Annotated in this window: 20 protein-coding genes and 6 pseudogenes; 13 read left to right on the plus strand and 13 right to left on the minus strand. The window is 67.0% G+C overall.

Going from position 1 to position 23903, the window contains the following annotated elements; translation table 11 throughout:
* The first annotated feature begins 539 nt into the window (after positions 1-539).
* The gene (locus tag OG395_RS07970) at positions 540-1736 is read left to right on the plus strand and encodes a HEAT repeat domain-containing protein (RefSeq protein WP_327242250.1); all 1197 of its coding nucleotides are present in this window, start codon (positions 540-542) and stop codon (positions 1734-1736) included.
* 51 nt (positions 1737-1787) lie between these two features.
* Here OG395_RS07970 and OG395_RS07975 read toward each other — a convergent pair whose 3' ends face one another.
* Positions 1788-2093 carry a hypothetical protein gene (locus OG395_RS07975; protein WP_327242251.1) on the minus strand — a complete coding sequence of 102 codons (306 nt, stop codon included), beginning with the start codon at positions 2091-2093 and terminating at the stop codon, positions 1788-1790.
* 251 nt (positions 2094-2344) lie between these two features.
* On the opposite strand from OG395_RS07975, the pseudogene OG395_RS07980 reads away from it, so the two are divergent.
* Positions 2345-3551 (plus strand): annotated as a pseudogene (locus OG395_RS07980) (esterase/lipase family protein).
* Positions 3552-3557: 6 nt separating this feature from the next.
* Here OG395_RS07980 and OG395_RS07985 read toward each other — a convergent pair.
* Positions 3558-3680: a hypothetical protein gene (locus OG395_RS07985; protein WP_327242252.1), complete on the minus strand. Its 123-nt coding sequence runs from the start codon at positions 3678-3680 to the stop codon at positions 3558-3560.
* 27 nt (positions 3681-3707) lie between these two features.
* On the opposite strand from OG395_RS07985, the pseudogene OG395_RS07990 reads away from it, so the two are divergent.
* Positions 3708-4084, plus strand: a pseudogene (locus tag OG395_RS07990) (transposase family protein); the annotation flags it as partial.
* A 61-nt stretch (positions 4085-4145) separates the two neighbouring features.
* Here OG395_RS07990 and OG395_RS07995 read toward each other — a convergent pair.
* The gene (locus OG395_RS07995; protein WP_327242253.1) at positions 4146-4709 is read right to left on the minus strand and encodes a dihydrofolate reductase family protein; all 564 of its coding nucleotides are present in this window, start codon (positions 4707-4709) and stop codon (positions 4146-4148) included.
* A gap of 297 nt (positions 4710-5006) precedes the next feature.
* On the opposite strand from OG395_RS07995, the gene OG395_RS08000 reads away from it, so the two are divergent.
* On the plus strand, positions 5007-5774 hold the full coding sequence (locus OG395_RS08000; RefSeq protein ID WP_327242254.1) for a class I SAM-dependent methyltransferase: 768 nt from the start codon (positions 5007-5009) through the stop codon (positions 5772-5774).
* A gap of 36 nt (positions 5775-5810) precedes the next feature.
* Here OG395_RS08000 and OG395_RS08005 read toward each other — a convergent pair.
* Both OG395_RS08005 and OG395_RS08010 read right to left on the minus strand, forming a co-directional pair.
* Positions 5811-6005: pseudogene (locus OG395_RS08005) on the minus strand (ATP-binding protein); the annotation flags it as partial.
* Positions 6006-6024: 19 nt separating this feature from the next.
* Positions 6025-6342: pseudogene (locus tag OG395_RS08010) on the minus strand (DUF5131 family protein); the annotation flags it as partial.
* Between OG395_RS08010 and OG395_RS08015 the strand changes: the two are divergent.
* On the plus strand, positions 6326-7591 hold the full coding sequence (locus tag OG395_RS08015) for an ISL3 family transposase (protein ID WP_327241463.1): 1266 nt from the start codon (positions 6326-6328) through the stop codon (positions 7589-7591). The pseudogene OG395_RS08010 and the gene OG395_RS08015 overlap by 17 nt on opposite strands.
* Before the next feature lie 122 nt (positions 7592-7713).
* Complete coding sequence (locus tag OG395_RS08020; protein WP_327242255.1) at positions 7714-8424, plus strand: hypothetical protein; 711 nt, start codon at positions 7714-7716, stop codon at positions 8422-8424.
* 78 nt (positions 8425-8502) lie between these two features.
* Here the strand turns inward: OG395_RS08020 and OG395_RS08025 are convergent, their stop codons facing one another.
* Complete coding sequence (locus tag OG395_RS08025; RefSeq protein ID WP_327249275.1) at positions 8503-10032, minus strand: ISL3 family transposase; 1530 nt, start codon at positions 10030-10032, stop codon at positions 8503-8505.
* A gap of 891 nt (positions 10033-10923) precedes the next feature.
* On the opposite strand from OG395_RS08025, the gene OG395_RS08030 reads away from it, so the two are divergent.
* The 3 genes from OG395_RS08030 (at position 10924) to OG395_RS08040 (ending at position 13987) form a co-directional block, all read left to right on the plus strand.
* Positions 10924-11391: an SAM-dependent methyltransferase gene (locus OG395_RS08030; RefSeq protein WP_327242256.1), complete on the plus strand. Its 468-nt coding sequence runs from the start codon at positions 10924-10926 to the stop codon at positions 11389-11391.
* 384 nt (positions 11392-11775) lie between these two features.
* Positions 11776-12354 (plus strand): IS607 family transposase, encoded by a 579-nt coding sequence (locus tag OG395_RS08035; protein ID WP_327242257.1) that lies wholly within the window; start codon positions 11776-11778, stop codon positions 12352-12354.
* Positions 12347-13987, plus strand: coding sequence for an IS200/IS605 family accessory protein TnpB-related protein (locus OG395_RS08040; RefSeq protein WP_327242258.1), 1641 nt, complete (start codon positions 12347-12349; stop codon positions 13985-13987). Before OG395_RS08035 ends, OG395_RS08040 begins: the two co-directional genes overlap by 8 nt.
* A gap of 154 nt (positions 13988-14141) precedes the next feature.
* On the opposite strand, the gene OG395_RS08045 is transcribed toward OG395_RS08040, so the two are convergent.
* Genes OG395_RS08045 through OG395_RS08055 form a run of 3 tightly spaced genes read right to left on the minus strand, consistent with a single transcriptional unit; the run spans position 14142 to position 15528 of the window.
* Entirely contained in the window at positions 14142-14627 is a 486-nt protein-coding gene (locus OG395_RS08045) for a hypothetical protein (protein ID WP_327242259.1), read from the minus strand.
* Entirely contained in the window at positions 14612-14854 is a 243-nt protein-coding gene (locus OG395_RS08050) for a hypothetical protein (RefSeq protein WP_327242260.1), read from the minus strand. The genes OG395_RS08045 and OG395_RS08050 overlap by 16 nt, the downstream gene beginning before the upstream one ends.
* Positions 14854-15528, minus strand: a complete 675-nt coding sequence (locus OG395_RS08055; protein WP_327242261.1) for a TetR/AcrR family transcriptional regulator — start codon at positions 15526-15528, stop codon at positions 14854-14856. Before OG395_RS08055 ends, OG395_RS08050 begins: the two co-directional genes overlap by 1 nt.
* A gap of 121 nt (positions 15529-15649) precedes the next feature.
* Here OG395_RS08055 and OG395_RS08060 point away from each other — a divergent pair, with 121 nt between their 5' ends.
* Positions 15650-16168 (plus strand): hypothetical protein, encoded by a 519-nt coding sequence (locus tag OG395_RS08060; protein WP_327242262.1) that lies wholly within the window; start codon positions 15650-15652, stop codon positions 16166-16168.
* Between the two features lie 574 nt (positions 16169-16742).
* On the opposite strand, the gene OG395_RS08065 is transcribed toward OG395_RS08060, so the two are convergent.
* From OG395_RS08065 to OG395_RS08080, 4 genes are all read right to left on the minus strand, one after another.
* Positions 16743-16895 (minus strand): hypothetical protein, encoded by a 153-nt coding sequence (locus OG395_RS08065; protein ID WP_327242263.1) that lies wholly within the window; start codon positions 16893-16895, stop codon positions 16743-16745.
* 472 nt (positions 16896-17367) lie between these two features.
* Entirely contained in the window at positions 17368-18366 is a 999-nt protein-coding gene (locus OG395_RS08070; protein WP_327242264.1) for an NEW3 domain-containing protein, read from the minus strand.
* A gap of 77 nt (positions 18367-18443) precedes the next feature.
* Entirely contained in the window at positions 18444-19889 is a 1446-nt protein-coding gene (locus OG395_RS08075; RefSeq protein ID WP_327242265.1) for a Gfo/Idh/MocA family protein, read from the minus strand.
* Positions 19890-20318: 429 nt separating this feature from the next.
* Complete coding sequence (locus OG395_RS08080; RefSeq protein ID WP_327242266.1) at positions 20319-20450, minus strand: hypothetical protein; 132 nt, start codon at positions 20448-20450, stop codon at positions 20319-20321.
* 148 nt (positions 20451-20598) lie between these two features.
* Here OG395_RS08080 and OG395_RS08085 point away from each other — a divergent pair.
* The 3 genes and pseudogenes from OG395_RS08085 to OG395_RS08095 all read left to right on the plus strand — a co-directional run.
* Positions 20599-21087: pseudogene (locus tag OG395_RS08085) on the plus strand (transposase); the annotation flags it as partial.
* A gap of 534 nt (positions 21088-21621) precedes the next feature.
* The gene (locus OG395_RS08090) at positions 21622-23403 is read left to right on the plus strand and encodes a reverse transcriptase/maturase family protein (RefSeq protein ID WP_327242267.1); all 1782 of its coding nucleotides are present in this window, start codon (positions 21622-21624) and stop codon (positions 23401-23403) included.
* Between the two features lie 108 nt (positions 23404-23511).
* Positions 23512-23658 (plus strand): annotated as a pseudogene (locus OG395_RS08095) (IS5/IS1182 family transposase); the annotation flags it as partial.
* Positions 23659-23903 lie beyond the last annotated feature (245 nt).

Genomic DNA, 23903 nt, shown 5'->3' on the forward strand with positions numbered 1-23903 from the left:
CGGCCTCCCAGCCCCGCAGATGCGCCAGCCCTCGCGGCCAGCCCGGGAGCACCCGTTGGGGGGGCGGGGCGGGTGATGCGACGGAGGACAAAGACCGGCAGAGCTCCGGTGCTGCACCGGACACCGCTGACGCCAGCTTGGCGGAGAACCTCGCCGTCGCCCGCTCCTACGCGGAAGCCGGCGCCCTGGCCGCCCAGGGACGACGCCGTGGCCTGAGGCCGCTCCCAGCTGGCAGTGAAACCCCAGGATCCCGCCGCTGCCGCCACTCACGGTGGCGTGGCCGGAGCGTGACGCTCGAGGAGGCGCTGCGCGCGGCGAACGCCCTCAGGGGCACACGACCGCCGCCCGGGCAGTGATCGCTTCTTCGGTGGAAACGGCCACCCAGCCAAATGAACTGCCCCAGGAATCTGCCGGGCCCTGGCACAGCGCCTGTGACGACCTGGTCGCCACAGGGGCGGCTCGCCTCGCCAACGAGCGCAGTGATGAGATCCCGGACTCCGACCACGGGGCTTGTCAGTGGCAGGGGCGATGCTTTCCGCATGACGACGCAAGATGAGTACCCGATTCCCGGTGAGGCCTTGGGTGGCCGACTGCCCGATCCACGTTCCGTGATCGAGGGCACCGACTGGGCTGCACTGGAGCATGCCTACGGTGCGGCGGAGGACACGCCGCACCGCCTGGTCCAGCTCTTGGACGAGGACCCGGAGGTCCAAGCAGGATCGCTGGGCATGCTGGACATGTCCGTCCTGCACCAGGAGTCCTTGTACAGTGCGACGGCGCCGGCCGCGCTGTATGTCGCAGCGGTGTTGAACGATCCCCGCACCATGACCAGCCACGAGGACTACGCGGCCTGGGATGACCGCCCACGGCCACTGCGCGCGGCCTTGCTCGAGTGGCTGGGTCAGATCGTGGACTCGGCCGCCTACGGCGAGACGACCGGCGAGGAGGACGGCAACGAGCCGGGCGTCACCGATGCGGTGCGCGCCGTGCGCGGCCTGATCTGTGACGCCGTCCTCCCGCATCTCCTCGCCTCGGACCCTGCCGTCCGAGAGGCAGCGCTCAGCGCTACAGCCGCGCTCCTCCAGTCTCCCGACCTGGCTGGTCGCGTCGCAGAAGCCACCAAGATCCTCCGGCGGCTGCTTTCGGAGAGCACCGATCGGCGTGAACGCGCCGCCACGATCCTGACCATCGGCGCCTGGGGCGAGGACACGGCAAGCTGGCTCGCCGACCCCGACCCCGCCATCCGAGCATGCGCCGCTCTGTCACCAGCATGCGCCGACAACCCCGAAGCAACGCGAACAATCCTCAGTGCTCTGCTCGAACCCGCCACCATCGACTCCTGGTTCCTCGAACCCACCGCCACCGACCCGTTGGCCGGCAACCCGCTGCCGCACATCGAACGCCGCCTGCGGCACGCACTCCTGACAGCGGCCATCGACCGCGCCGCCGACTTCGGGGAACTCCTGCCGGCCGCCTTGGCCTCCGTGCCGTACTGCAGCAACCTCACCGTCGCCGAGGACTGGGGCCCGCTGCTCGCCGCGGCATTCCCCTCCGGCTTCGACCAAGGCACCGAGCTCACGCCGGCCCAGCACGGATACCTGGCTGCTCTCGTCGACCGTGACGTGTGCTGGCGATATACCCACCTCATCACCTCGTGGTTCGACGAAGCAGGCCTGCCTGCGGACCGCAACGCCATCAGGGCACTCCTGCCCGGCCCGCGGCCGCCGTCGTCATAGAACCTCTACATCCGACTCCCGGGGAGAAAGACACCTCATGCAGTTAGGCCGTCAAGTCGTGGGTTCTTCGCTGGCCCATCGCCCCCGCAGAGTCTTGTCCCAGTCGCCCGCCTCCAGACAGGAGTCCGGCAGCCTCGGCACCGGACCGGGGGCCGTCTCGATGAGGTGCACGAGCGTCCAGGCGACCCCGTAGCAGTCATCGGGACCGAAACACGTGGCCAACGCCGCAGCCTCGTCGGGTGTGACGGGTCGGGAGATCATGGCCAGCTGGCGGTAACGCCTGTCCACTGCTTCCTCGCTCGCGTCCCAGTCGGGAAGCGGTCCGTCAGCAACGAACGTCTGCACTTCGGGTCTCATGGCCGAATGATCGTCTCCGCCCGTCGTCCTGGACAAGCGGCCCTGCTCCGTCACATGGCCGCTCCTCTCGGCATTCGGCCTGGAACGGACGAGCGATAAGAACAGGCCAACGGCACATGCCAAACGCACTAAACACTTCCCTTGCGCAGTCCATCAGATGTGGTGAAACCCGCAGCTCAAAAGAGTGATGCGCCCGAATTGCCCACCATGATGACGTCGTCTCAACCACCTCTCCCACAAGGAGTACAACCATGCCCGAGACGACCGAGCCGAACGTTGGTTCGTTCACTCTCGGCGGTCTCGCTGACCGCCGAACCCGCCAGAGCGATCCAGGTACCGGAGCACGCGGAGTGGACCCTGCCCAACGGCTTCGCCTGGGTGTTCCCCGGCGAGGGCAACCGCAGCGGTCTCGTCCGGCCCGTGATCATGGCCGACGGCTTCAACCTCGGCCGGAGCAAACTCGACGCGCTCTACCACGGGCTGGAGAGCGGCTACCCGTTCATCAGCGAGCTGCGCCGGCGCGGCAGGGACGTGATCCTGCTCGGCTTCAATGAGCGCAGCGCCTCGATCCTGGACAACGCGCAGGCGGCCGAGGCCGCCATCATGCGGGCTCGCTCCGAGCAGCTGAGCGACGCCCGCCTGGTCGTCGGCGGCTTCAGCATGGGCGGCATCGTCACCCGCTACGCACTCGCCAAACTGGAGATGCAGCGGATGGACCACCGGACCGCGCTGTACTTCTCCTACGACAGCCCGCACCGCGGCGCTTCCATCCCCGTCGGTGTGCAGGCGTTCTCCCACTTCATCCCGTTCCCGAACGACTTCGCGAAGCAGATGAACAGCCCGGCCGCACGCCAGATGCTGTGGCGGCACTACGACAAGGACACCGGCAAGATCGGCATCGCCCCTGAGCGCTCGGAGTTCCTGGCCGCCCTGGACCGGGTCGGCAGGTGGCCACAGATCCCGATGACGATCGGCGTGGCGAACGGTCGCGCCGACGGGGTCGGCCTGCCGGACGTGAAGCCCGGCGAGGTCGCGCTGCGGATCGACCGGATCTACCCGGGCACCACCTTCTACACCCAGGCTCAAGGCGACGACGTGACGGCCGCTTACCTGAACCGGAGGCTCCCCAAGGCCGAGAAGACCATCACGACCAGCGGCTTCCCGGAAGTGGACGGCGCGCCGGGCGGAACCCTGCACACCTACAAGATCCTCGCCGAGACGATGGAGAAGCTCGGCGGCAAGGCGGACCTGCGGCACGAGGACGTGTGCTTCGTCCCCTCGGTCAGCGCGGTCGCGATCCGCGACATCGAAAAGCAGGACGACCTGTACGCGGACATCAACGCACTGGACACGCAGGAGAGCGAGCTGAACGACTTCCTCTGTTCGTCCACGACCACCGCGCACACAGCCATCACCGAAGAGCTGTGCACCTGGCTCATCGAACGGCTCGTCGACTAATCCGCGTCACGCGCCGACCGGGGCTGCCGTCCGCTCACACCAGCGGACGGCAGCCCCAAGCCCCTTCATCGTGAGGCCGGCGGAGGCGTTGTCGTCCCAGCCGTCCTCGCGCTGCACGTAGCCGAGCATCGAGCGGGAGTGGCGGGCCCAGCCGCCCCGGACGGCACCCCGTTGTGGGTCTCCGACGTCGAGCCCGGTTCCACCCCCGATATCACCGCCGCCCGCCGCCACGCGCTACCCGCGCTGTACAAGGCAGCCGCCGAGGGAATGCCGACTTCGGCGGACAAGGGCTATATCGGTGCGGGCATCGGTATCCGGGCGCCCGTCCGCCGCCCCAAGGGCCAGTCCGAGCAGGCCCTGCGCGCCGACACCCGCGCAACGAACGCCCTGATCAGAAACGTCCGCGCCCTGGGCGAACGCACCGCCGCCGAACTCAAACAACGCTGGCGCACCCTGCAACATGTCACCCTCAGCCCAAGCCGAATCGGCGAATCACCCGCGCCGCCCTCGTCCTCAACAGACACTGGAAGTGATCTTCGCTGAGAAGACGTCACTGACTGGCCCGCTCTTCCTAGGGCTCGGCGGACGAGCCGGCTAACGCGCCACGCGGTAGCGGAGGTAGACGACTCTCGAGCTGAAGGGACGGGTCTCGACGGGTTCGAGATCCACCCAGCGCTCGCGCTGGGGAAAGAACGGAATGCCACCGCCAACCAGCACCGGGTAGACCATGGCCCGGTACTCGTCGATCAGACCCAACGCGGCCGCCTCGGCGGCGAGAGTCGCGCCGCCGATCGCGATGTCGCCCTCCCCCGGCTCGGCTCGCAACCGCTCGATCTCCTCCGCCAGGCCGCCGGAAGCCAGGCGGGCATGGCCCTGCACCGCCGACAGCGTGGTGGAGAACACCACCTTTGGGAGCGGCTTCCAGATCGCGGTCCACTCGAGCATTGAGTCGTCGAGCGAGGGATTCTGGTCGGCGGTCTCCCAGTACAGCATCGTCTCGTACAGCCGTCGTCCCAACAGGTGGACGCCGACCTGTCGAATCTCGTCGATCCAGAAGCGAAAGACCTCATCGTCGGGCGCCGTCCAGGCGAAGTCGCCGTCCGGCCCGACGATGTCGCCGTCAAGTGAGACGCTCATCGAATAGGTCACGCTGCGCATCAGAAGTCCTCCCCGGTAACGGGTTCGACAGTACGACCGCCGGACGCCGCAGGACTCGTCGCGGCTCGCGGGATCCCCTGGGCCAAGTCACCTCACGAGATCATTTCGTTGAGAAAATCTCACTGGCTTCATTCACGTTCAGCAGCAGCGTTTATCGATGAGCTTCGACAGCAGTTGACGATCAGCGCGCTCGAAGATGTTCACGGGACATGACGGCACTGTCGTCAGTGACGGCGTTCGCGCCAATCACGGGGATGACCAGCCCCTCCGGGGAATCAGGCACGGTAATCTCGGGTCATGCCCGAGACATCGGTGGCGCACTTCTACGACGAACTGGCCGACGACTACCACCTGATCTACTCAGACTGGGACGCAAGCATCCGTCGGCAGGGAGACGCCCTGGACGCCCTGATCGGCCAGGATCGTGCGACGGTGCTCGACTGTTCCTGCGGCATCGGCACGCAGGCCATCGGCCTGGCGCTGCGCGGGCACCGCGTCACGGGGACCGACATCAGCCACCGCGCCGCCGCCCGCGCTGCCCGTGAGGCCGCTCGCCGGAGCCTGAGCCTGCGCACAGCCGCCGCCGACATGCGACGCCTCCCTTTTCCTGATGGCCGGTTCGACACCGTCGTCAGCGCCGACAACTCGCTGCCTCACCTGCTGACTGAGCAGGATGTACACGCCGCCCTGGCCGAGATGCGCCGCGTGCTGCGTCCCGACGGCCTGCTGCTGGTCAGCACACGCCACTACGACGACCTGCTGCGCGAGCGCCCGGCTTCGACGCCTCCACAAGTCCACCGGACCGCCGATGGCGAGGAACGAACCGTCACCTTCCAGCTCTGGCACTGGCATGACGACGGCGAACACTACGACTTGGAGCACTTCCAACTTCTTCCGGCAAGCGGAGAATGGCGCGTCCAGGTCCGCCGGACCACCTACTGGGCACTCGGCCGGGACCGGCTGGCCGGCCTCGCAGCCGAGGCCGGGTTTGTTGACCCTGGGTGGCGGATGCCGCAGGAGACGGGCTTCTTCCAGCCGCTACTCGTGGCCCGCGCTGGTCAGTAGGTGATGGTTCCACCGCCTGGTGTGGGACGGCAGGTGTCAGCTGGCCTTGGCGGGTTCCTCGGCCCGCACTCGGGTGCTGCCGAGGCGGTATGAGTCGGTGCCGGTTTCGATGACGGTGCCGTTGAAGGTGAGGCGGTCGACGATGGCCGCGCAGAGGCGGGGGTCGGCGAAGATCTTGGTCCAGCCGAACGATTCGTTGGAGGCTATGGCGACGCTGTTCTTCTCCTCGCGGGCCGCTGGCCTTCGGCGTGCGGCCGCCCCACTGCTTGAAGAAGAACGCCACCCCCGCGTCCTGGCACGTGTCGCGGATCCCGGTCACCCACGCCTCGTCCAAGAGACGGTGGCCTGCCCCGGACTCTCCTCCGGCGATGCCCCTGTGGGCGATCACGTAATTCGGCTCTGTCGCTGATCTTGTGATCGGCGACAGAGCCCGTAATCCGGCTCTCCTGCCGTATGTGTGGGTGCTGTGACCTGCGGTGATACATGAAACACGCCGCTTCCTGCAAGGCTTGAGGTGTCTAGTCACAAGCTTGATCTTGCAAGGAAACGGCGTGTCTACCTTCAGCATATGGAAGCGGACCCTGACGGTCGAAAACGCCGTGGTCGAGGGTGTCCGCTGGGACGGGTCCGAACAGTGTGTGATCGTGTCGGTACGGTCCGACGCGCGACGTCGGCAGCGATGCGGGATCTGTCGCAGACCCGCGGTCCGGTACGACGCCGGGCGGGGCCGGCGCCGCTGGCGGGATCTGGACCACGGGGTGGTGAAGGTGTTCCTGGAGGCCGACGCGCCCCGGGTGGATTGCCGGGTGCACGGGCCGACGGTGACATCGATGCCCTGGGCGAGGCACGGTGCGGGACACACCCGAGGCTTCGACCAGCAGACGGCCTGGATGGCTGCCGAATGTTCCAAGTCCGCGACGGCCGCGCTGATGCGGACCTCGTGGCGGACGGTCGGGGCCATCGTCGAGCGGCACGTCACCGACCGCGACCGTGATCGTGACCGGCTGTCCGGTCTGCGCCGGATCGGGATCGACGAGATCTCTTACCGCAAGGGTCAGAAGTACATGACCGTGGTGGTCGACCACGACACCGCGAAGGTGGTGTGGATGGCCGACGGTCACGGCAAGGACGTCCTGCACCGCTTCTTCGACACCCTGGGAGAGCAACGCGCCCCGCGGCTCACTCACATCAGCGCCGACGGTGCGAGCTGGATCGCCGACGTCCTCGCCGAACGCGTCCCCGGCGCCGTGCGTGTCATGGACCCCTTTCACATCGTCGCCTGGGCCACCGACGCCCTGGACACCGAGCGCCGGGCCTCCTGGAACCGCGCCCGCCGCGAAGCCGACGACCGCGAACGGGCCCGGGCGTTGAAGGACTCCCGCTTCGCGCTGTGGAAGAACGAGGCCGACCTCACCGACCGGCAGATCGCCAAACTCGCCTGGATCCAAGCCACCGACCCCCGCCTGCACCGCGCCTGGCGCCTCAAGGAGGCCCTGCGGATGGTGTTCACCCTGGCCAAGACCCGTCCCACCGCGGCCCTCACGGCACTGGACCGATGGATCGGCTGGGCCCGACGCTGCCGCATCGATGCCTTCGTTGGTCTCCAACGCCGAATCGTCCGGCACTACGACGCCATCCGGGCCGCGTTGATCACGGGGATGAGTAACGGGCTGATCGAATCCACGAACACCAAGACCCGCCTGATCATCCGCCGCGGCTTCGGCTTCCACTCCGCCGACGCCATCATCGCCCTCGTCATGCTCACCCTCGCAGGAGACAAACCCACCCTCCCCGGCCGTCAACTCGCAACCCGATGACCCACACATACGGCAGGAGAGCCCGTAATCCCCAGGAGCTGGCCGACGTTCGGAGCATCCGTCCTGCGGGCAGCGGAAAACCGTTCGACAGGCCTGGCCGGGATGGAGCATGATCCGCGCTCGTGACGACGCCGAAGCAGCTCCTGATCCAGGCCGCCGCCCGCAACAACGCCGAGTGGTGCGCGGCGATGAGCCGATCGCACGACCTGGCGAGTGAGTTCAGGGCACAGGCCTGGGCTGCCCCGGCCCGAACGCCGTTGTATTACCCCGACGCGGTGACGTTGGTGCCGGGTGCCGACTCGGCCGTGCTGGCAGCCCGGATCGACACCACCGCGCCCGGCGCCTCCGTCAAGGACAGCTTCGCTGACCTCGACCTGGCGGAGGCCGGCTTCCAGGTGCTGTTCGAGGCACAGTGGGTCCACCGCCCGGCGAGTGCGCCCGCCACCGCATCGGACCTTGCCTGGGACGTGGCGGGCGACCCGGACACGCTGCGCGCCTGGGCGCTCGCCTGGGACGACGGGGACGGCAACGCAGACCTCTTCCGGCCCGAACTGCTAGACGACCCGGCCACCTTCGTGCTCGCCGGACAGTCCCCTGGCGGCCGGGTGATTGCCGGAGCGGTGGCGAGCCGCAGCGACCAGGTGGTCGGAATCTCCAACGTCTTCGCTCTGGACGGCGGCCCTGACGCGGCCTGGCCGGTCGTACTTGACGCGGTGCACTGGCTGTTCCCCACCCTGCCGGTGGTCGGCTACGAGCACGGCGATGACCTGGCGGTTGCCGTCCGCCATGGCTTCGAGCCGGTCGGTCCGCTGCGGATCTGGCTGCACGTCTAGGCCGGCTCCAGGGCTGCCCGAGCCGCCGCTCGCGACCACCGTCCCCATGGAAAGCGTCGCTGATCTTGTGATCGGGGATCAGGTTCTGTGCAGGATCCGCTTGCGTAGGAGGTCGAAGTTGGCGCGGCCGTATCCGGCGCGCTTGAGGAGCTTCACTCTCGTGTTCTGTCCCTCGACCTGGCCGGAGCTCCATGGGTTGGACAGTCCGGCGACGACGGCGTCCTGGTCGCGACGAAGGCCGTTGACCAGGGAGTGAAGTGCGGGCAGGGGGTCCTGTTCGACTCGCTCCATCCACTGGGGCAGTTGGTCGCCGCGCAGGTCGCGCATCATCTCGGCGAAGTCGCGGACGTGGTCGGTGACCGCGTCGAGCTCGGGACAACCGGCGCGGATCTCCTTGAGCGAGAGGGTGTCCTCGTCGGGGAGGCTGCCCGGATTGGTCATGATCCATCGGACGACGCGACGGGGCCGCGGCGCGGGCCTAGGCGCCGGCGTGGGGGCGGACGGCGTGAAGTTCCGCAGGTAGCGGCGGACGGTCTGGATGCCCCCGGGGAAGCCGAGGGCGGTGATCTCACGGTGCAGTTCGGCGGTGTCGTGGCAGCCCTCGTTCCACCGCTGGTGGAGATAGGGCCGGTGGGCGTCCAGGATCGTGGACCGGTTGACCGCTTTGACCAGGAGTTCGTCGATACTGGTTGCGCGGGCGAAGCGGCGCACGGTCGAGCGGTCCAGCTGCAGCTGGTGGCAGATCGACTCCAGCGAGGCTCCCTCGTGCAGCAGGTCCTGGACCAGGGCGAACCGTTCCCGGGTGCGGACCACCAGGCGGCGCTCGCGCCCGCAGACGTCCAGTGTCCCGATCGATGCGGCAAGGGGGCCGTCGTCGCCAGTGGGCGCGGTGGTGGGTTCAGGGACCGGTGGCTTCTCGAACACGGCCCGCACGCAGGTGTAGTGGGCGGCGACGGTCTTCTCGACCGCCTCGCCGACGTTTTTCCATAGGTGCCAGGCGTCGGCGACCTGCACCGCTTGTGGGGCGCCGGTGCGGGCGCCCTCCGCGTAAGCTCCGGCCCGGTCGCGGCAGATGATCTCCACCTCGGGGTGTTCCAGGAGCCAGGTGGCCAGTGGGTCGGCGTCGCGTCCCGGCAGGACGTCGACGGGGCGGCGTCGCTCCAGGTCGACCAGGACGGTGGCGTACGAGTCACCCTTCCGCAGTGCGAAATCGTCGACGCCGAGCACCCTGACCTGCCCGACGGGCTCCTCCGGGAAGGCTCTGAGCAGGCGTAACAGGGTGTCCTTCGCCGCCGGTGTCCCCAGCGCGTGGGCTAGTCGGCTGCCCGCTCGCCCGGCCAGCGCGAGGGCGATCGAGGTCAGTGTCCCGCGCATCAGCGGGGTGTAGCGGGCGTGTGGGCTGGTTAACCCGGTGACCTGTTCGGCGAACGTCACCGTCGGGCAGACGTTGTTGAGGCAGCGGAACCGGCGTACCAGCAGCTTGATGACCACCCGGGTGCCGCTGACCGCCGCGTCGGACAGGCGTCGCAGGTACCGGCCGTGCACCCGCGCCGAGGTGCTCTGACAGCGTGAGCACGGCGCATCGGCGCTACGGACACGGGCATGCATCGTGATCCCGTTCGCCGTTCGCTCGACCAACTCCACCACGACACCAGATAGATGAGGAACAAGCGCCTCGAAACTCTGCGAAGTACACCAGGGACACGATGGCAGGCACCACCGACACCAGCCCCGATCACAAGATCAGCGACAGAGCCCGTAATTCCCCAGGTCCTCGCGGCGGATGGGGCTAGGTTTGCCCTTATGGGTGTGCGGGGGTGGAGCTATCGCTACGTGGGGCCTGACGAACTGAGGACCCTCATCCAAACAGGTGGCGAGGGCCAGAGCATACGCTCGCCGGCGGACTTCGACGAGTGGGCATCGAGCCGGCCCGCGGAGGAGTTCGCAGAGCCCTTCACCTTCGTTGTCGATGCCGCCGGGGTCCTGCGGCTCGCCTCCCGCCGTAGTGAGCACGTGGTATGTGCCGGCGGAGATGAAGTCCTGAGCGCTGGCGAGATCAGCTTCCGCGCAGAGCCCGGTCGGTGGGCTGTCGATGAGATCAGCAACCAGTCGACCGGCTACTGCCCGGACATCAGCTCGTGGCCGGCCGTTGCTGAGGCGCTGGATCGCGCCGGCGTCGCCCGGCCGTCCGGCTTCACACACAAGGTGATCTTCCGGCGGTGTCCATCCTGCCAACAGATCAACATCGCGCGTGAGGCCGACTTCGTCTGTGTCTTCTGCAACGGGATCCTGCCGCAGGAGTGGAACGTCGACAGACCTGGGCGCCAGGAACCCTCCCCCGATCCCACACTCGTCAGCAGCACTACCCGCGATCGCCGTCCCCATGGGGAATCGCGAGCGCAGGGGTGGGAATTACCGGCTCTGGCGAAGCCTGACGCTCAACCCACTCCAAGTGGGGAATTCCGTGACCGTCGGCAACCAAAGAGATAGAACCTTGCCATGCCAAGCTTCGAGGTCACACCGATAGGTACAGTCCGGAACAACCGAACGGACGTCCAGCACACGGACAACTGGGGTGCCGTCCGCAGCACGATCACCATCGACGAGCGCTTCGGCGAGGCGTGCCTCCAGGGTCTGGAGGGCTTCTCCCACGTGGAGATCCTCTTCATCTTCGACCAGTTCCCGGAACACGACGACTACCGCGAACCCCGCCCCTACCGCGGCCGCTCCGACCTCCCGCCCGTTGGTGTCTTCGCCGGCCGCGGCCCCCGCAGACCGAACCGCATCGGGGTAACGTGCTGCGCCATCGAATCCGTCCACGGCCGCGAACTGACAGTGGTGGGCCTCGACGCGGTCTCCGGCACCCCGATCATTGACCTGAAGCCGACGATGGCGGAGTTCCGCGCAGTGAACATCAAGCAGCCCGAATGGGTCAGCCGCCTGATGTCGGAGTACTTCCAGCCGTAGACGGCCTCCCGTGATCCACCGCTTGCGCTCACCACCTGACCCTCTGACAGGTCACGAACCCCGGTGGAGTACAAATCGGACAGACGCATCCGATCAACTGACCGCCCGACCTAACGACCTCACCCGTTACCGGTCATGACCGTTGAGTTTCCGCTGGTGGCTCTGTTCACGTCGCAGAGGAGCGTTTCGACAGCAGTTCGGAAGGCAGTGCCCGCGCCGGATGTTCACGACTTCGGGCAGCAGCTCGGTGGTGACCGGCGGGACGCCGACTGCCGCCCCTCCGGAGCCCGGGGCAAAAGCGCTGGCTACGGGGGTCAGGAACTGCTCTCGACTAAGTGTCCATGAGTGTCCTTCAGGTGTCAGGAGTGTCGTATGATCTGGTGTATGAACCTGACGGAATGGGCACGCGCACAGGGGGTCGCCCCGCGTACTGCGTACCGCTGGTTCCGTGAGGGCACGCTGCCGGTCCCTGCGGAGCGAGTGGGGCCGCGCACGATCCTGGTGAACATCGATGCGAACACCTCACCGTCCGTGACCGGTGGCGTGGGCCTGTACGCCCGTGTCTCCTTCCATGACCAGAAGGCCGATCTGGAGCGGCAGACCGCACGCTTGTCGGCATGGGCCGCGAAGGCCGGGCATAAGGTCGTGCGCGTCGAATCCGAGATCGCTTCGGGCATGAACGGCGCCCGCGCCAAGGCCCGTCGCCTGCTGGCCGACCCGGCGGTGACCACCGTAGTGGTGGAGCACAAAGACCGGTTGGGCCGTATGAACGTCGAACTCGTTGAGGCCGCTCTGGCTGCAACCGGCCGTCGACTCGTTGTGCTGGATGACGGCGAGGTCGAAGACGACCTGGTGCGCGACATGGTGGAGGTTCTGACCTCGTTCTGTGCCCGCCTGTACGGCCGCCGCAGTGCAAAGAACCGTGCCAGGAAGGCACTGGAAGCGGCGGCTGCCGATGGCTGACAAGAAGCAGCTCCGCACCATCGACCCGCCGTTCGTTGCTGTCGGCCCGTCCGGTGTGGCGTTACGCGACCGCCTCAAGCACCTCACACCAAAGGACGAGAAGGTGTTGCGTCTGGTCGGCGAGCACCAGGGCCGCCTGGCCTCCCTCGACCTCAAGGCCCGTTGCGAAGCCGGGCACAAGCACGACAACGACGCGTGGGCATCCCGCAAGCGTGACCTGACCGAGCAGTCGTCGTCGCGCATCGCGGGTGCGATCACGAAGGCCACGCATGACCAGTACGGCCTGGCCCGACGCTGCCTGCTCGCCCATGTCCAGAACCTTGAGGCCGGTATCCGCACGCTGCGACACCGCCTGTCCCTCCCGATCGGGGAGAAAGGCAGCAAGCGGGGGCCGGGCGGGTACCGGTCCAAGGGCGAGTGGTTCCACAAGTCCCGCCGCCTGGCCACCCTGGAACACCGCCTCGACGTGGCCCGCGACGACTGGAAGACCGGACATGTCCGTGTCGTTCGCGGCGGCCGGCGGCTGCTCAAGAACCGGCACAACCTTCAGGCCGCGCAGCTCACCGAGCGCGAGTGGCGTCAGCGTTGGGAGGCTGGGCGCTGGTTCCTCGCCGCGGACGGCGAGTCCGGAAAACGCTTCGGGAACGAGACGATCCGCGTCACTCCTGACGGCGAAGTGTCGATCAAGATGCCCGCCCCGCTCGCCCACCTGGCCAACAGTAAGCATGGCCGGTACGTTCTTGCCTCCAAGGTCGCGTTCGCGCACCGTGGGGACCAGTGGCGCGACCGCACCGAGGCCAACCGTGCCGTCGCCTACCGCATCCACTACCACGTTGAGCGGGGCCGCTGGTATCTCACCGCTTCGTGGACCAGGCCCGCCGTGCAGACGATGCCGCCGGCCACCGCCCGCGCCAAGGGCATGGTCGGCGTCGACACGAACGCCGACCACTTCGCCGCCTACCGGCTCGACCGGCACGGCAACCCGGTCGGCGACCCGCGCCGCTTCCACTACGACCTGTCCGGCACCGCCGACCACCGCGACGCCCAGATCCGGCACGCCCTCACCCGCCTCCTGCACTGGACCAAGCAGACCGGCGCGCAGGCGATCGGCATCGAAAACCTGGACTTCGCCGCCGAGAAGACCCGCGAGAAGCACGGCCGCAAGAAGCGGTTCCGGCAACTCATCTCCGGTATGCCCACCGGCAAGCTCAAGGCCCGCATCGTCTCCATGGCCGCCGAACACGGCATCGCGATCGTCGCCGTCGACCCGGCATACACCTCGATGTGGGGCGACCAGCACTGGCGCAAGCCCCTGATCAGCAAGACTCGCAGCATGACTCGCCATGACGCCGCCTCGGTGGCCATTGGCAGACGCGCCCTCGGGCACCCGATCCGGCGACGGACGGCACCGCCCCAGCATCACCAGAGTGATGGTGCTGGGCATCGGACCCTCCAGGCCGATCATGGTGACCGAGGGCGTGAGGAAACCCGCCGCCCCGTCGCGGAGCGTGCACACGATGCGCGTCACCGGACAGGGACAACGAGAACGCGGGGGACCAGCGCATCCAAAACCGTTCGGGATGCGCGCAGTTCCGGGACGTGGGTACAAGGCTCACTCCTGGACACTGTTTAGGAACGGTAGGTGGCAGCCGCCATCGCGCCGTTGCCTGGCGCGGGCGGGTGCCTCCCGTTCTCGGGTTCTGGCTCCAACGTGGTCTGGGCCCACGCGGTGGGCTTCCTCGCCGAGCAGCTCCGTGGCACCTGTCCCTTCAGCTACGGCAGCACCGTCAACATCGGTGAGCGAATCGTGCCCGAGTCGGAGATGACGGCAGTGCGGCTTCGGCGCGGGCGCGGTGGTGGATCCGCTGGGCGGCGGGTGTGGCCGAACTGCGCGGCGATTTGAGGGCCCGGGCGGGGGTGAGGGTGCGGTTCGCGAGCGGCATCGGCTTGTCCGGGTTCGGCGGGTCGCCAGGGATGCAGTGGTCGCGGATGGCCGCCGCGGTGATGGCGGCGGCTTCGAGGACCCGCCGGGTCTGATCCACCGTGGCGACGTCGGTCGCCTGCTCCTGGTCCGGGCCGGACTTCCGGTTCGCGCGGTCCGGCCGCAGTAGCGGCGTCGAGCTCGCGGGCACGGCGACGGTGTGCGGCAGGGACCGGGAGCCCAGACGCCGCGAGCGGCGTTCCGCGCGGACCTGGGTGGTCAGGGCTCCGGCGGCGAGGCGGGCCCGCTCGTAGCGGGACTTCGATCGGGCGCGGGTCAGCGGGCGCACCACGGCCTGGTCCTCGGTGTCGCGCGGGTACAGCGCTCGTAGGACGCCTGCAGATGGGCCTGGGCGATCTCGGAGTTCTCGACAGCGGCGATCTGCCCCAGTTCGGTTGCCAGGGAGTCGATGTGCGCTCGGAAGGCCGCGAGTTCGGGCGCGTACCGCTGTCGGATGCCCACCAGCCGGGAGACGGGTACGGCGGCGATCCTCTCGGGACGGATCCCCGCGCGGAGCACTATGAGGTGAGTCGCTTCTCCAGCCCGTCGAGGAGGGCTTGGAGGCCGCGCTCGAAGGTCTGATCGGGAGCGGCGGCGTAGTCGGTCGCTGCTGGGGTTTCGAGGCGGGCTCGCAGGCGCGGGTAACGCGCGGCGATCTCCTGGGCCTTGGTGATGGCGTTGTGGAACTCCTCTTCGGCGGTGCTGTGGTCCGCGTTGAGCTTCCGGGTGAGTGAGGCGGTCGCTGCGGTGCCTGCCGCGTTCCCGAGGACGTAGGTGAAGACGGCAGCGGCGGCTTGGGCGGCCTCGGCGCCGCGGAAGCCTGCGGCCTCGTAAACGGCGAGGCTGTGGTCGTCATGGCGGGCCTTGTTCTCCCCGTAGAGCAGGTGTGCGGTGAAGGCCTGCACCAGCCAGGGGTGGCGGGTGAACATCGCGAACAGCTCGGTGGCCATAGCGGTGGCTGCGGTGCGCCATTCAACCGTAGCCAGGTCGGGCAGCTCCAGCTCCCCCCACACTCGGTCGGTGGCAAGCAGCACGAGGTTGTCCTTGTTCTTGACATGCCAGTACACGGCGGTGGCGGCGGAGTCGAGTCGCCTGCCCAGTGCGCGCATGTTCAGTCCCTCGAGGCCCTCGGTGTCCAGGAGCTCGATGGCGGTGCGGACGATCTGGTCCGTCGTCAGGGTGTCACGTGGCATTCCCTCACTGTACTCAGCGCCTTGTACTTAGTTCAAGAAGGCTCTTGCACACTGTTCAAGTCGTCGGCTACCTTCATCGCGTCGGGCAATTGAACTAAGTAAAAGTTTGAAGGAGAGACTCATGAACACGCTTGCCGCCGTCATGCAGCTGCTGGTCGCTATCGCGTTCATCAGCATCCCGGTGGTCCGCCACCGCTTCGGCCCCGCCGCCAAGGCCGCCGCAGTGGCCGAGCTCCACCGCCAGAACGTCCGCCCCGAGGTGCTGGAGGAGAACAAGCTTCGCTTCGACGCCGGAGGCCACGAGACCGCGGCCCCGGCAACCGTCGCCGCAGTGATGATCGGCACCGCTGCCCTGAACTTCGTCGGCGCCGCTCTGGCTCAGCCGCTGACCTGGGTCTTTTCTTCGCTGGTCCTGCTGATGAACGCGGGAATCGTCTACAGCAACCTCACTGCGGTGAAGTCCGTGGAGGCCGCGTTCCGCCGCAAGGGCGACCCGGAGCTCGCTCGTGTCGAGGTCGCGCCGTTCCTCCAGGCCGCCGAGGACGCCTTTCCCCGATGGGTGCGCGCGCAGACCTACCTCCGCAACACGGTGGTCTTCGCCGGCTCCGCCGTCGCCCTGCTCGCCGTCGCCCTCGTCTGACCACGCGCATCCGATCCTGCGGCAGGCAGGGGACGGGCACGTACACAGGGCCTTCGCAGCGTCAACGTCGCTGCGAAGGCTCTGTGTACGTGCCCGCTCGCCGAGGAGCATGGGCGAGGCCCCCAGTAGACAAGAAGAGTCCGGCGGAGAGGCCCGTGGGCCGCTGCCGGGCCGTTTGCCCGCCCACCCAGGAAGACACCAGGAGTGCGTGCCGTTTGTCCAGTAGGTGGTCGTCGGGGGTCGGCGGAACGGGGCATACGGACGGCGTATCGGCCGACCGCGCTGGCCGGCGGCCGAGTGCCGCCGTCGATGGTGAACGCGCTCCGAACGGCTGGCGGTTGGTCAGACCGTCGGCAAACCACACCTCGCAACCCGCGGTCCAGGCCGGAACCGGCCCGAGAACACCCAAGACCACCATCGCCGCCATCGCCGCCAGACCCAGCAGAAGCTGGCCCGGGTCCTCACCGCGATCGGACGGCTCCGGCGCAAACACGGCTGCCGTGCGCGGCATCTGCCAGCGCGTCGGCATCTCCGTCACGTTCTTCTACGAGAGCTCCGAGGCCCGCGTAGTCGTTCAGAACGCCGTCACCGACAGCCCTGGCCTCAACCTTCGGCACCAACCCCTGTTACCACAGCCCTGACCAGCAACAACACACACCGTGCTGTACCGACCGGCATCGACGACCGGCTCCTCCACGGCCTCGGTCTCAACGATGGTCTCGCTCATCAGGCGTCTCCTTGATCATCGGATCCGCCGTTGATTGAGCACTCCCCGCCTCGATGATCTGGATCAAAGACCTCACCCGGGCCGCCGATTGATCGCAACTCAATATGCGCCGCTGACGCTCTCGGGCTGACAGAGGCCAGCGCCTGGATCGACGGCGCCCGGCGGGCCTACGCCCGGGAGAACAAGGCGAAGTTGGCCTGCACCTACAACTTCGGTTTCCCGCAATATCTGACGCTGGAGCTGGGCGACTTCGAGAGCACGCTGGCGCACTCCAGAGCCGTGCCGGCCGCGGGCGCGGGCGCGGTGGTCGTCGGCGTCATGACGATGGGTGCCTGGCGCCGCTCGCGGCATTTTGCCGCCGCCAGGCCGGACACCGCCGTGCCCCTTATCGGCACGGGGATGTTTCATCAACCGCGCCGGCCGGCGGAGGATGTGTCATCCGCCGGCCGGCGCACATGGTGTCCGAGGGGTGTTACGGAGCCAACGCGATGTCGAAGAGGTGGATGCCGGCATTGGCCGGAAGCACCACGAGTTCGACCTGCTTGGCCGGGTCCAGTGCGATGGAGTGGGCGAAGACCCGGTAGGCGATGCCGGCGTTGCCGTACCCATCCGGACGATTGCGGCCGTCCGTCGACTTCACGAGCGTCGCGCCGTGTGCTGTGGCGTCCTGGAACGACCAGTTGGGGAAGCCGATCGACCCGGTGGTGCTCGACCCGTCGGCGTAGATCACCGTCGCCGTGCCGGTGGCCCCGCTGCCGACGCCGGAACCGAGGAAGACCAGCTTGCTGCCCTTGCCGACGACCTTCACGCCCTGTCCGGTGCTCGACACGTTGTTCTTCGTACCGGAGGCCGCGGCAGGCCAAGTCAGCTGGGCGCCGAGGGCAGTGACGGACGCTCCGGGCGTCAGCCCGACCGCGGCGAGCTTCTGTGCGGAGAAACTGTTGCCGTCGCCGTCGTAGTCACCGGCCTTGGTGTCGTTCTCATCGGTGATGGCCACGTTGTTGTACGCGTCGGAGAGGCGGTCCAGCACGGGGCCGGAGCGCTCGACCCGCGTGCCCGTGGCGGTGCCCTGGCCGTCGCCTCCCTCGTAGGTGGCGCTGGCCGTGAACGTGCGCATGGTGAAGCCCGCGCGCTGTTCGGGCACCTGGATCCGGAACTCCGCCGTGGCCGCGGCACCCGGCTGGTACGAACCGTCGACGCTGCGCACCGCGGGCTGCACGGCCCAGCCGACGGGGCCGTTGAAGGTGACCTTGAGCCGGCGCAGGCGCTCGGGTCCCGCGTTGGTGACGGTGACCTTCACCTCCGAGATGGCAGGGCCGTTCAGGTCGACAGGGGCGATCGTCACCTGGGTGCGCGCCTCGGACGCGGCCGCGTCCTGCGACGCGGCGCTCGCGGGGGCGGAGGTGAACGCCACCGCCGCCACCGCCAGGGCCGCCGCGGCTCTTCGGGCTGCGGTCACATGTATGGACATGAATGCTCGCTCCTTCTCTTACGGTTCGGGCAGTGCTCGGCCAGGGTTCAGGGGGCAGGGCTGGACGTGGACCGGAGTCACGCGGGCGGCATCTCGATCATGCGCGAGTCGAGGCCGAGACGGAGGTTCACCCACGCGCCCCGGGTGAAGTCCGGGATCGCTACCGGCTTGCCCTCCTTCTCCAGGGACATGACGCTCAGCGGCACCGGCGCGCACCAGGCCGCCGAGTCGTACACGTCGATGTCGGGCACGAGACCGGCCCGCATCAGCTGCACGGTGCGCCACTGCAGGACGTAGTCCATGCCGCCGTGGCCGCCGTTGTTCGCGGCGTCGTCGCCGATCTTCTTCCAGAGCCAGTGGTCGAACTCCTTGCGGTACGACTCGAAGTCCCGCCAGGAGTCATCGCTGTGGTCGGGCTCGAAGTAGACCCGGGCGCCCGTGGAGGAAGTGCCGGCGTAGTCCTCGAAGAGGCCGCGGCTGCCGGCAAGGCTGTTGATACGGCTGTACGGGCGGGGCTCGCTCACATTGTGCTCGGCGCGGATCGTCCGGCCGTTGGCGGTCTCGATCATGCAGGTGACGAGGTCGCCGTTGATGTAGGTCTCCTCCCACGAGGGGTGGCCCTTGGGGACGAAGCGCTCGCGGTAGTCGGCCAGGCCCTTCGGGGCGGTCGCGGTGGCGCGCAGCGTGGTCATCCGGTCGCCGCGGTTGATGTCCATCGCCGCGGCGATCGGGGCGAGACCGTGCATCGGGTAGAAGGACGCGACGCTGCGGGTGTGCCACAGGCGGCGCCAGGAATCCGTGTAGTACGTGTCGGAGAACAGCAGGGCGCGCAGGTCGTGCAGGTAGCCGCCGTGACCGTTCGTGACGTCACCGAACACGCCTTCGTGTGCCATCTTGAGCGTGGCCAGCTCGTTGCGGCCGTACGAGCAGTTCTCGGCGAGCATTAGGTGCCGTCGGGTCCGCTCGCAGGTGTCGACCAGGTCCCACAGCTCGTCGAGCTGGGTGGCGATGGGAAGTTCGACGATGACGTGCTTGCCGGCCAGCAGCGCGGCCTTGCCCTGCTGGTAGTGGAACTCCCAGGGCGTGGCGATGTAGACGAGGTCGATGTCATCCCGCTTGAGCATCTCGGCGTACGAGTCGGCGGAGCCGCCGAACTCGGCGGGGCGCGGCTTGCCTGCCTTGACCAGGTCGTCCGCGACGCGCTTGGCGCGGTCTGCGCGGATGTCGCATATAGCGGTCACCTGACAGCCGGGAACGGCGGACCAGCCATTGGTCATGCCGTTGCCGCGGTTACCGAGGCCGATGACGGCGACCCGGACGGTCCGGTGCACCTCGTACGGCACGTTGATCATGGATGTCTGGCCGGCAATACGGCGCGGCTCGGAGGCCGTGACCGCCCCGGAAGCGCCCGGCGCGGCGAGCGCGGGGGCGGACCCGGCGGCTCCCAAGCCGATGGCGATCGCGCCCGTGGCCACCGCCCCTCCGAGAACCGATCGCCGCGAGACTGCGGGGACTTCAGACATGAAGGACTCCAGATTCGACGTGGTCGGGATCACTGGCGGGATGACTGTGACGGGCGTGCCATCCGCATGTCAATAGATGTTTGCAAAATGCTTCTTGCGCTCATAAATGAACATCGCGGGCCCGCGTTCCGCTGCATCTGTATGCACGGCGGGGCGGGCCGCGGCTCGGATCCGGCCGCCTCCCAGGCGAGAATGCCCGCACCGAGGCAGCCCGCCCGGCCGCCGGACAGCTCAGCGGCTCCCACGCCCACCGCCGACGCCCCGGTCATGGGGTGTCGCCGCACCAGTTCCAGCGGCGGCAGTCGCCGATGCGCAAGTCGCACATCGCCCGCCTCCCCTGCGCCGAACTGCCCGAGCTCCGTGGGCAGGGCGACGCAGGTGTCGATCTCGTCCACTGTCCATCCGATGATGTCGAGAAGCGGACAAGCCCTATTTCAGAGAGTTGAGCGCCGTCAGCAGCGCGATACCGATGACGAGCACCCCACCCAGCGACGCTCCTCCCCGCAGTACCGAGTTCGCCATGTTCGCCCCGCCTGCCCAGCTCAAAATGCCTGTGATCAAGCCGCAGATGATCCCAATCGCCACAACGAGGGCGAGGGCAAGGACAACAACCCAAGACAGATACGACATGACCCCGACTCTGCGGATGCCGATTAATCATCTGCCCTGATCAGGCGGCATGTTGGTACTCGCGAAGGGTTCCGCCGACCCGAACCACGGCACCGTCTACGCCTACTACGCGGCCTGGCGCGACGAGGGAATCTTCACCCAGCTCAATTACGATCTGACGGCACTGGCCCGCGTGAAGGAGGGACGCAAGCCCGAACCCACAGGCTCCGTCATTGACACCCAGAGCGTGAAGACCTCCACCAATGTTCCTGTGACCAGCCAGGGAACGGACGCCGCGAAGAAGATTGTGGGCCGGAAGCAGGGCATCCTCACCAACACGATCGGCCTGATCCTCGTCGTGACCGTCACCGCCGCGGGCCTCTCCGAAAACGCCCTGGGAATACGCCTCCTCGACCAGGCCAAGAAGGCGTACCCGACCATCGCCAAGAGCTGGGTAGACACCGGCTTCAAGAAGGCCGTCATCGAGGACGGCGCGCAGCTCGGAATCGACGTCGAAGTCGTCAACAGAAACCCCGGAGTTCGCGGCTTTCACGTCGTGAAAAGGCGCTGGGTAGTGGAGCGGAGTATGTGCGCCACGAGGCGCTCTGTTTGTATCCCCGGTTCAGCCGGGAGGAACTTGGAAGGAGGTTCCTGGGCCAGATGGCTTACCTGGATCCGAAAGGTGAAGGGGACAACAGCATGCCAGAAAACCAGCGACCGGGCTCAGTTGTCAGAGACGGTGTGCTGGGTGGCCCGCGCGATATGGCGAAGACTGGATTGTTTGAAGCCCAATCTCCAGAAGATGCAAGTTCCCATCCGCCGGAAAGACTACTGAAACCGGCGCCACGTTCTGCACTGGATTCGAGACTTGTCCGGTGCACCTCCGGAACGCGGAGCGATGCCCAACGAGGGCATTCAAGGAGATGAGTGGGACGCCTAAGTCGCGCTAGTACGTACAAACAGAGATGAACGTGGGATCGCCTACGGGACGCGAGTCCTATGGCGACGGAGGCCCCGTAGTAGTCGCCGGAGTAACGACCGGCCAAGGAGGACGGGAAAGCCGTACACAATCGGGCGAAGGGGGCCAGGTGATTCGGACACCGAGACTCGGGAGGTATGCGAAATGCAGAGCGCCGAAACGGTGCTGGGTGTCCTGCGTGAGCGCGGCAGGCGTGGTCTGCTGTGTGATGAACTGTATCGCCAAATGTTCAACCCGCAGTTGTATCTGCTGGCTTACGGGCGCATCTATGCCAACCATGGCGCGATAACACCCGGAGTCACGAGGGAAACAGTGGACGGCATGTCCCAGCGGAAGATCGGACGCATCACTGATGCGATGCGCCACGAGCGTTACCGATTCCGTCCAGTGCGACGCGTGAATATTCCCAAGAAGAACGGGACAACGCGGCCATTGGGATTGCCAACATGGTCGGACAAGCTTGTCGGTGAAGTCGTACGCCTTCTACTGGAAGCATATTACGAGCCGTCATTCTCCGACCATTCCCACGGCTTCCGGCCCCGGAAGGGCTGCCACACCGCTCTGCGCGAGGTGGCTCACACTTGGACCGGAACCTCTTGGTTTGTTGAGGGGGATATCGCCGACTGTTTCGGGAGCCTGGATCACCAGATCCTGCTCTCGATTCTTGGCGAGAAGATCCGCGACAACCGGTTCCTCAGGTTGGTGCGCAACATGCTGACGGCCGGATACGTGGAGGACTGGAGGTGGGGAGCCACGCTCTCCGGAGCACCGCAAGGCGGAGTTGCTTCCCCTGTCCTGTCCAACATCTACCTGCACAAGTTGGATGAGTTCGTCGAGAAGGTTCTGATTCCGGAATACACCCGAGGGGAACGCCGGGCTCGTAACCCGGAATACCTTGCGGTGGCCAATGCGCTGGCAAGGGCACGCCGGCGCGGTGATCGGGCTGAAGCTCGCAGACTGCGCCAGCAGATGCACAGCCTGCCAAGCGCCGATCCTGATGATCCGGGGTTCAGGCGGCTGCGCTACGTCCGCTATGCAGATGACCACCTACTCGGGTTCACCGGACCGAAGGCAGAAGCCGAGGAAATTAAACAGCGTATGGCGGAATTCCTGCGTGACGAACTCAAGCTGGAACTCTCGGAGGAAAAGACGCTGATCACCCATGCCCGAACCCAGGCGGCACGGTTCCTCGGCTACGAGATCACAACTCAGCAGAACAGCAACAAAATCACCCGCGGCCGTCGCGTGGTCAACGGGCAGATCGCGCTGCGTGTCCCACTGGATGTGATCAAGGCCAAATGTTCCCCCTACCTTGCTCGCGGAAAACCTGCGAAGCAACCGGCCCTGATGAATAGCGACGACCACGCGATCGTCGCCACCTTCGGGACCGTCTATCGGGGAATCGTCCAGTACTACCTGATTGCCGGTGACGTCTACCGGTTGCACCGCCTGCAATGGGTCATGGAGACATCAATGCTCAAGACTCTTGCTGGCAAGCACCGTTCTACGGTGTCGAAGATGGCAGCGAAATACAAGACCACCTTCGAAACACCCAACGGGCCACGTATCGCTTTTGAGGCCCGTATCGAACGGAAGAACAGGAAACCACTGGTAGCGCGGTTCGGTGGAATTCCACTCCAACGGCAGCGGACGGCAGAATTAGCCGACCGTGCGCCGGTCCGAGTGGACTATCCGCAGAAGGAGCTCATCGCGAGGCTCTTGGCGGATACGTGCGAGATCTGCGGAAGCAAGGGCAACGTGCAAGTGCACCATGTCCGTGCGCTCGCCGACCTGGCACATGCCGGATGGCAGCCCTCTGACTGGGCGCGCGTCATGCTTCATCGGCGTCGCAAAACGGTTGTGGCTTGCGACGCTTGCCATGACCGAATCCATTCAGAACGTCCTGCCAAATCACTCACGCAGTAGTCACTGGAGAGCCGGATGACAGGGAAACCGTCATGTCCGGTTCGGCGGGAGGCCGTGCGGAAAAGGACTTGCCCCGGGCGAGCACCTCGCCGCGCGGCCCACCCATCCGGTTGGATCATGATGCACCGACGTCTCGCCCGCGACCACGAGACCCTCACCGCCAGCTCCGAAGCCATGATCCACGTCGCCTCGATCGACAACCTCGCCAAGCGCATAACGGACGAGACCACGCCAACCTGGCGAGGAACCTACTAGGACATAAGAAGCAATTCGCCCACGCTGAACGCCCTCTGACAGCAACGCCGGTTTCCTGGTTCGTTCCTCCTCGGGCCCCGGACACTGGGGCTCGCCCCATCCAATGCGACCCATCGACGGCATACCTCCGATGATTTCAGCTCTTTCTCGCTGCAAGCACCCTTGACAGGCTTCATTAGGCAGCCTCAAGATCAATAGAACCGATGCTTGAGTCCAGTCGGATGCCAGGAGATCCCACTCACGCA

The sequence above is a fragment of the Streptomyces sp. NBC_01320 genome, assembly GCF_035974375.1.
Taxonomy (GTDB): domain Bacteria; phylum Actinomycetota; class Actinomycetes; order Streptomycetales; family Streptomycetaceae; genus Streptomyces; species Streptomyces yanii.